This window comes from Candidatus Zixiibacteriota bacterium, assembly GCA_014728145.1.
Lineage (GTDB): Bacteria > Zixibacteria > MSB-5A5 > JAABVY01 > JAABVY01 > WJMC01.
This window is the reverse complement of the sequence record WJMC01000014.1, coordinates 1-7,117: the sequence shown is the minus strand read 5'-3', so window position 1 is coordinate 7,117 and position 7,117 is coordinate 1. Positions and strand designations below refer to the sequence as shown.

Sequence of the window (7,117 nt, the reverse complement as noted above, 5' to 3'; positions counted from 1 at the left end):
TAAACATCTACCAAGTTATCATATATTTCCAGGACATTCAAACTCATAGGGAAAAGACCTGTAAGGTATTCCTGTACCGGATGATGAAGCCAGATAATTGGTGAGGATATTCGTATTTTCAGTTTTCTTGAAAGATACCCAAAAGATCGACGCAGAAAATATAAGTTGGGGATATTAAGCCCCGCAAGACGTCTGGTTACCATATCGCTTATAAAGTATTTTGGAGAAAACAGGTACAGGTTATCTTCTATCTTTTCGACACCAGGCGGATCAAAGAATTCATGGAGGCGCGCTGGTTTTCGAAGCCATGTGGTAAACGGGCAGAGGGGTCGGTTGACCGCGACGACGATTGAATCGTATTTTTTGACAGCTTCAGCGAGCGCATAGACCATTTTGCGCCGCATGAAAACCGGCCAGTCGACCATACAGAAAAGCAATATGACTTGCGGGAAATGTCTCAAGATTACAATGCCAGTTTGACTATTTTATCGAGCAGTTCAGCAAACGAAAGCCCCGATGCTTTGGCGGCCTTGGGCACAAGTGAAGTTGTGGTCATTCCGGGCAGGGTGTTGACCTCCAGGCAAAATGGTCTGCCCTTTAAATCGAGACGAAAATCGACTCTGGCGTAGCCCCTGCATTGACACAGATCGAAAGCCTGCTTCCCAAGCCCCTGAAGCGTTTGCGCCAGTGATTCCGGTAAATCCGCCGGACAGGCATATTCGCACATCCCGGAAGTGTATTTACACTCATAATCATAGAGCTTGCCTTTGGGCAGTATCTCCACCACCGGTAGCGGTGAATCATCCAAAACCGCTACTGTAAGCTCGCGTCCCGGTATATACTCTTCGACCAGCATCTCCTCTGAAACAGCATAGACCGCCTCGATTGCCTGATCGTAAAGAGCCTCGTCCTCGACCAGGGTCAGACCGACCGTAGAGCCCTGGTCATTTGGTTTTATGATGACGGGCGGAGAAAACCGTTCCAGTATCTGAAGGGAGATGTTTTCACTGAAAGCACCTTTTCTAATCAGTAAATAACCGGGAGTCTTAATTCCACTGACAGAGAACAATCGTTTGGAAAGCGCTTTATTCATAGAAAGGGCTGAAGATAACAACCCGGAACCGGTATATTTTACACCCGCCATATCCAGGAGCGCCTGCACCTCGCCGTTCTCACCGGATCCACCGTGAAAGGCCAGAAAGACAACATCGGCCCAATTCAACTCAGGCAGATCGAGGATGGTCAACATCTGCTTTTTATCGAGTTGTGCAATCAGTTTCGTATCGGGTGGACGGCGTCCGATCAGGTTTTCCCTTTGAGGCTTGAGATCATCGGGAAGTTCGATACCAGCGGCGGTATCGACAGCCTTGACTTCATGGCCGACAGACTTGAGGGCATCGGCCACTTCCCTGCCGGTAGCCAGGGAGACATCGCGCTCCAGTGACACACCGCCCATTAAAACCAGAACTTTCACGCTTTACGCCTCCGCAGATAAAACCATCTCGCGCTCCATATTATCGCAATTCCGATCAGAATATATAAAACCACGCTCGAATATGTAGTTAAAACTTCATAGACTTCGCCAATATTCTGCCGTAAGTAATAAGCCAGAAGGATCACCATACTGTTCCAGATCAAGCATGAGATCGAGGTATAGACGAACACTTTCCTGAAATCCATATCCGCTACACCAGAGAAAAATACGAGCGCAAACCGTATACCCGGAAGGTATTTGGAGACGATCAGAAGTTTACTGCCGTATTTTTTATACCAGGACTCGGTTCTCTCTAACAGCCTTCGATTAATGTAACGAATCTTCTCACTGGCAATCAGCCTGCGCCCGTAATGTTTTCCGGCCAGGTAGACCAGGGTAAACCCGATCGCAGAACCGAAATAGGCACTGATCAGGACAATTATCAAATTCGATCGACTGTCACCTGAGACAAAACCGGCCGCGAAGATGGCCACGTCACCGGGGAATATCGGGAAGACATACTCGATCAGCATGGCAATGCCGGCCAAAAAATAAACCCATACGCCCCCATGAGACAGAAGCAGTTCGACATACTTCTGCATTTCAGGCGGAAGATCATTCATAGTAATCCTCACCGTTTTCTTCATCCCGATCAAAACCATTTCCCTCATCATCTTCATAGACCTCGGTAACAGAACATGTTGCCAGGGCAGCCATACCGTCGATTTTGAATGAAATGAGCGGGTAAATCGAGGGAGCGGTTTTTAGAGAGACAGAACCGTTTTCGAGCAGGAGCGCATGCTGAAGGTTGACGGTGATCATTGTCCTGAAATTTGCCAGATCGAAATCTTTTGCGACCAGAATGATATCCAGGTTGACCACTTCCAGCGATAACTTCTCCAGCTTGATCCTGGCAAGCTCGAGTAGTTTGATTGACTTTATGTCACGATACTTGCTGTCGCTTTCATCGAACTGCTGGCTCATACCGCCCAGACCGGCGGCACCCAATACCGCATCACAGACAACATGCGACAAAATATCGCTGTCATTGTTGCCCGACAACCCGGTAAAATCCGTCAGCGTCACCCCCGCCAGCAACAGGGGTTTGTCCGGATCGAACTTGTAAAAAGCGATTCCTGTCCCGGTTCGCATCCGTTACTCTCCGGGCGAAATTATGTTTTCGAGCAGGATTTTTGCCAGCTTGAAATCCTCGTCTGTATCGATTTTGAGATTGAATCTCTCGCCCTCGATCACCCGAGCTTTATGGCCGAAGTTCTCGACAACCGCGACATCATCGGCGAAGACATGCTCCGAGGATTCAGCGTTTTTGTAGGCGTCCCTGATAAGCTGGAATTTAAAAGCCTGCGGGGATTGCATGATGAAAATCCGGTCCTTATCGAGCGAGGCCAGGATATAGCCCTGTTCGGCACGCTTGACCGGGTCGGAGGTCTTAAGTCCTGGAGCGACGGCATCATGAGCCAGGCCCTCGCTGACCAGATCGGAGATTAGCTGAGTAGATACAAATGGCCGAAGGGCATCGTGTATGAGGACGATATCCGTATCAGCTTCGACCGCGTTGAGGCCATTCTGGATGGTAAGAAATCGAGATTTGGCGCACGCGGTAACTTTATTGGTCTTGGTCAGCCCAAAACGGTCGATCACATTGTCGGTGGCAAAGAGCATATATTCCGCTTCATTTACAAGGACAACGTTATCGATCGAGGGGCAGTCCTCGAAAGCCTGCAGGGTATGTGCCAGAAGCGGTTTTCCTCCCAGGGGACGGTACGCGGTCGGGAAATTGCCGGATCCGGCTGGTTCCGGAAGCAGGTATACAATCGCGCAGGTCTTCATAATAATAACATACAATCGCCATAGCTGAAGAACCTGTAGCCTTCAGCTACCGCTTCACGGTAAACTTCCAGGATCTCCTCACGGCCGGCAAAGGCGGCCACCAACATCAACAGGGTCGATTTCGGAAGATGGAAATTGGTCAGAAGCTTGTCAACAAGTTTAAATTCGAAGGGAGGGTAAATGTACAGATCTGTTTCGTCAGAATGAGCCGAAAGAGAACCATCGGTCTGCCGATACCAGCTCTCCAGCGTGCGCACCGAGGTCGTCCCCACAGCCAGCAGATTCTTACCCGCTTTGCCCAGATCGGAGATTTTTTTCGACGCCTCCGGCGAAACCCTGTATGTTTCGGTCTCGATCGTATGCCGGCGGGGATCTTCGACTCGTACCGGCTGAAAGGTGCCCCAGCCGATATCGAGATTGATTTCGACTATTTCCACTTCCCTGGCCCTGATTTTGTCCAATATCTCCGGTGTAAAATGAAGTCCGGCAGTGGGAGCCGCTACCGAGCCACGTTGACTGCTGTAAACGGTCTGATAGCGCTCGTAATCATTCTCCTGTGGAGCTCTTTGAATGTACGGGGGAAGCGGAATCAGCCCCTCTGTATCCATCAGATCGAAAACCTTGTTTGCCGGCTTAAACCTGAGCGTGCGGGAACCATCGGGATGAACAGCAGCCACCGCGGCTGTAATACTGCCGGATTCGAATTCGATTTCGACTCCCTCTGTTAAGCCTCTACCCGGTTTTACCAGGCTGTGCCAGAGACCTTCCTCGAACTGCTTAAGAAGAAGCAGTTCGACCTTCCCGCCGGTTGCCTTTTTATGGCCGAAAAGCCGGGCCTGCATGACACGGGTGTTGTTGACCACCAGGAAATCCTCTGGCCTGATATATTCGTCGATATCTGCAAACTGGCGGTGCTCAACCCGATGGGAGCTTCGATTGTAAACCAGCATGCGGCTTTTTTCACGGCTTTCGGCGGGATATTCTGCGATCTGTGACTCAGGCAGGTGGTAATCGAAATCGGACAGCTTCATTTGCTTTATTTCTTCTTTTTCTTTTGATAGCGTTCCTTTTCGGAAAATATACACCCGCAGTATTTCTGCATATAGAGACCATAATCGCGGGCTTTCCGGCGTCCCTCGCGGTAGCCTGCGACTATATCCAGATCGAGATATTTCACCCCGGTTTCCGATTCGAGACGTTCGCCGATTTCGCGGATATAATCCAGCTTCTGGTATGGGGATACCAATAACGTTGTGGTAAAAGCCTCAAAGCCCTCTGCTTTGGCACGCCGGGCGGTTTCGGTCAAGCGTATCTGATAGCAGTGCCGGCAACGATCCTGCAAATCTGTCATCGTCAGGGCCAGAAACGTCTCGAGCTCGTAACGGTCCTCGTAGATGATCTCGAAGTCTTTCATATCCTGGAACTTGCGGAGGCTTTCGAGACGGTTTTTGTATTCTGTAAATGGATGGATGTTGGGATTATACCAGAATCCCGTCAGATGCTCCCCTTCCTCGATCAGTTTTTCATAGGGGTACACCAAACACGGTCCGCAACATATATGAGTGAGAATTCTCATGAGCTAAAACAGCCTTTGCTGATCTTTGTCGGATTGACCTTTGTGAGGTTTTATCTTCAGATGACGATACCCCAGCTCGGTCACGATCCTTCCGCGCGGTGTACGATTTAGAAGTCCTTCCTGGATCAAAAACGGTTCGTAAATTTCCTCGATCGTGTCCTGCTCCTCGCTGACCGCGATTGCCAGGGTATTGATCCCGACCGGACCGCCCCTGAACTTATGAATGATCACCTCCAGGATTCGCTTATCCATCTCATCCAGACCGAGGTTGTCGACCTCCAGCCGCGCCAACGAATCGGCCGCCAATTTCTTGTCGATATTGCCATCGCCGGCAACCTGGGCAAAATCGCGTACACGTCTTAACAATCGATTGGCGACACGGGGTGTGCCCCGCGCCCGACGAGCGATTTCGTAGGAGCCTTCATCGTTGATTTCAACATTCAGGATACTAGCCGATCTATTGACGATCTTCTGCAGGCTGTCGACATCGTAATAATCCAGCCGTCCGACTACGCCAAAGCGGGAGCGCAAAGGCGATGTCAGAAGCCCGGCCCGGGTAGTTGCACCGACCAGTGTAAAATGTTTGAGCGGAAGCTGTACCGCTCGCGCCGAGGGTCCCTTGTCGAGCATGATTTCGAGCGAGAAGTCTTCCATGGCCGGATACAGGTATTCTTCGACAACCCGGTTCAATCGATGTATCTCATCGATAAACAGCACCTCGCGCAGATTCAGGTTGGTCAAAATTCCGGCCAGATCGGCGGCCCGTTCCAGAACCGGCCCGGAACTGGATTTGATCTTGACTCCCAGTTCGTTGGCCATTATGTGCGCCAGAGTAGTTTTGCCCAGACCCGGAGGGCCGTATAAGAGCACATGATCGAGGGCTTCGTTGCGCTGTTTGGCGGCCTGGATAAAAACCTTCAGGTTGTCGACCAATTTTGCCTGCCCGATGAAATCCTCGAAAGACTGCGGTCTCAGGCTGGCATCGAAAGATTCCTCGCCCTCGAAACGACCCGGTGTTGTAATTCGTGAATCGGCCATAATCAAACAAGTTAATCATATTTCGTACGATCGCAATTACAAAATGTAAGTCCCGCCGGAGTCATACAGGCAGTGTCGTCAGAATAGACTTGACAAATTCCAACAACTGTGATACTGATTACAGCGGACCTCACGGCTGTGTACATAAACCGAATATTTAACAGTCACTTACAAGGAGGTAAGATGGCTAACCTGTTTTTTATAAAGCCACTTCTGAGTTCACTGAGCGAGGGACGCTCGGTGCGGTTCGGAATCTTTGTTTTGATGTGGATTATCTCGATCGCCGTGATTATCGGCGGGGCAATGATGTGGATCGATTACTGGAACTATGTTTCCGGGCAGGACGCCGCCGGGGTGATCGGCCTGATCCTGTTCCAGCTTCTGTTTCTGGTACTTATCTTTTTGATATTTCAGATACTTGTAATCCGGGCCAGCGATGTGCTCAATGCGGAAGCGTATGATCAGGATTTCACTGTCATACCGGTGTTTTCGGTACTCCTGCGGACATTCGGCGAAATAGCGGCCACTATATCGGTCCTGTATGGGCTCGGGTTGCTTATTAATTCATGGTTTGCCGGTCATACATTGGTTCCTGCCGGATGGATATTACTCGAGTTTCTGGGCGGAAGCGGATTCAAAGGCGGAATCCTGTTTATGGTGGGCGGTATAATCCAGGGCTTTATAGTGCTGGTAGCATCATACTTTTTGGCTGAGATGACGATTTTGGGTCTGAAGGTGTACCACGATATTAAGAATATCCGCCAGGTTTCCGACGGTTACATGAAACCTTCAGTATCGACCGCATCATCGGAGAAGACTTCGCCGAAACCGGAAGAAAAAGAAGACCAATAATATCAGGCAAGCGGATTGCGCTCCTGACAATTTCAGGTTGCACACGACTTTACACTTTGTGCCAGAAAAGGAGCCTCTACCAGGAATATATGTGCGCCTCTCGAAAGCGAGAATATATCTACGGTCTGGAATGATTTCGAGTTGAGACAAACAGGCATTTACCGCGTTCGGGGGCGTAGTTCTGACATCTACGGTAATCGCCAAATGGTATCACTCCATCGGTGGCCAGGCAATCCCAGTCGAAATCCCGACAGGGCAGTTCGCGGTAATCCTCGCGGGGGCGTTCTTCTTTGATCTCGTGCAGAAGATCTTTCATATCAGTTATC

General features: G+C 50.0%; 10 protein-coding genes. 1 reads left to right on the top strand and 9 read right to left on the bottom strand.

The annotated features are described in order from the left end of the window. The 8 genes from GF404_00665 to ruvB all read right to left on the bottom strand — a co-directional run. A partial coding sequence (locus tag GF404_00665; protein MBD3380684.1) for a hypothetical protein occupies positions 1–404 on the bottom strand: 404 nt, incomplete at its 3' end. A gap of 59 nt (positions 405–463) precedes the next feature. Then, entirely contained in the window at positions 464–1,474 is a 1,011-nt protein-coding gene (locus GF404_00660; protein MBD3380683.1) for a D-alanine--D-alanine ligase, read from the bottom strand. After that, a complete protein-coding gene (locus tag GF404_00655) occupies positions 1,471–2,154 on the bottom strand; it encodes a hypothetical protein (GenBank protein ID MBD3380682.1) in 684 nt (227 codons plus the stop codon). Before GF404_00655 ends, GF404_00660 begins: the two co-directional genes overlap by 4 nt. Continuing rightward, the gene (locus tag GF404_00650) at positions 2,090–2,626 is read right to left on the bottom strand and encodes a hypothetical protein (protein ID MBD3380681.1); all 537 of its coding nucleotides are present in this window, start codon (positions 2,624–2,626) and stop codon (positions 2,090–2,092) included. The genes GF404_00655 and GF404_00650 overlap by 65 nt, the downstream gene beginning before the upstream one ends. A 3-nt stretch (positions 2,627–2,629) precedes the next feature. Continuing rightward, positions 2,630–3,325, bottom strand: a complete 696-nt coding sequence (locus GF404_00645) for a 2-C-methyl-D-erythritol 4-phosphate cytidylyltransferase (protein ID MBD3380680.1) — start codon at positions 3,323–3,325, stop codon at positions 2,630–2,632. Then, entirely contained in the window at positions 3,322–4,356 is a 1,035-nt protein-coding gene (gene queA, locus GF404_00640) for a tRNA preQ1(34) S-adenosylmethionine ribosyltransferase-isomerase QueA (protein MBD3380679.1), read from the bottom strand. Before queA ends, GF404_00645 begins: the two co-directional genes overlap by 4 nt. 5 nt (positions 4,357–4,361) lie before the next feature. After that, positions 4,362–4,901, bottom strand: a complete 540-nt coding sequence (locus GF404_00635) for a hypothetical protein (GenBank protein ID MBD3380678.1) — start codon at positions 4,899–4,901, stop codon at positions 4,362–4,364. A 3-nt stretch (positions 4,902–4,904) separates the two neighbouring features. Then, positions 4,905–5,939: a Holliday junction branch migration DNA helicase RuvB gene (ruvB, locus tag GF404_00630; protein MBD3380677.1), complete on the bottom strand. Its 1,035-nt coding sequence runs from the start codon at positions 5,937–5,939 to the stop codon at positions 4,905–4,907. Positions 5,940–6,122: 183 nt separating this feature from the next. On the opposite strand from ruvB, the gene GF404_00625 reads away from it, so the two are divergent. Beyond that, entirely contained in the window at positions 6,123–6,791 is a 669-nt protein-coding gene (locus GF404_00625; GenBank protein ID MBD3380676.1) for a hypothetical protein, read from the top strand. Between the two features lie 118 nt (positions 6,792–6,909). On the opposite strand, the gene GF404_00620 is transcribed toward GF404_00625, so the two are convergent. Continuing rightward, positions 6,910–7,107: a hypothetical protein gene (locus GF404_00620; protein MBD3380675.1), complete on the bottom strand. Its 198-nt coding sequence runs from the start codon at positions 7,105–7,107 to the stop codon at positions 6,910–6,912. Positions 7,108–7,117: the final 10 nt, after the last annotated feature.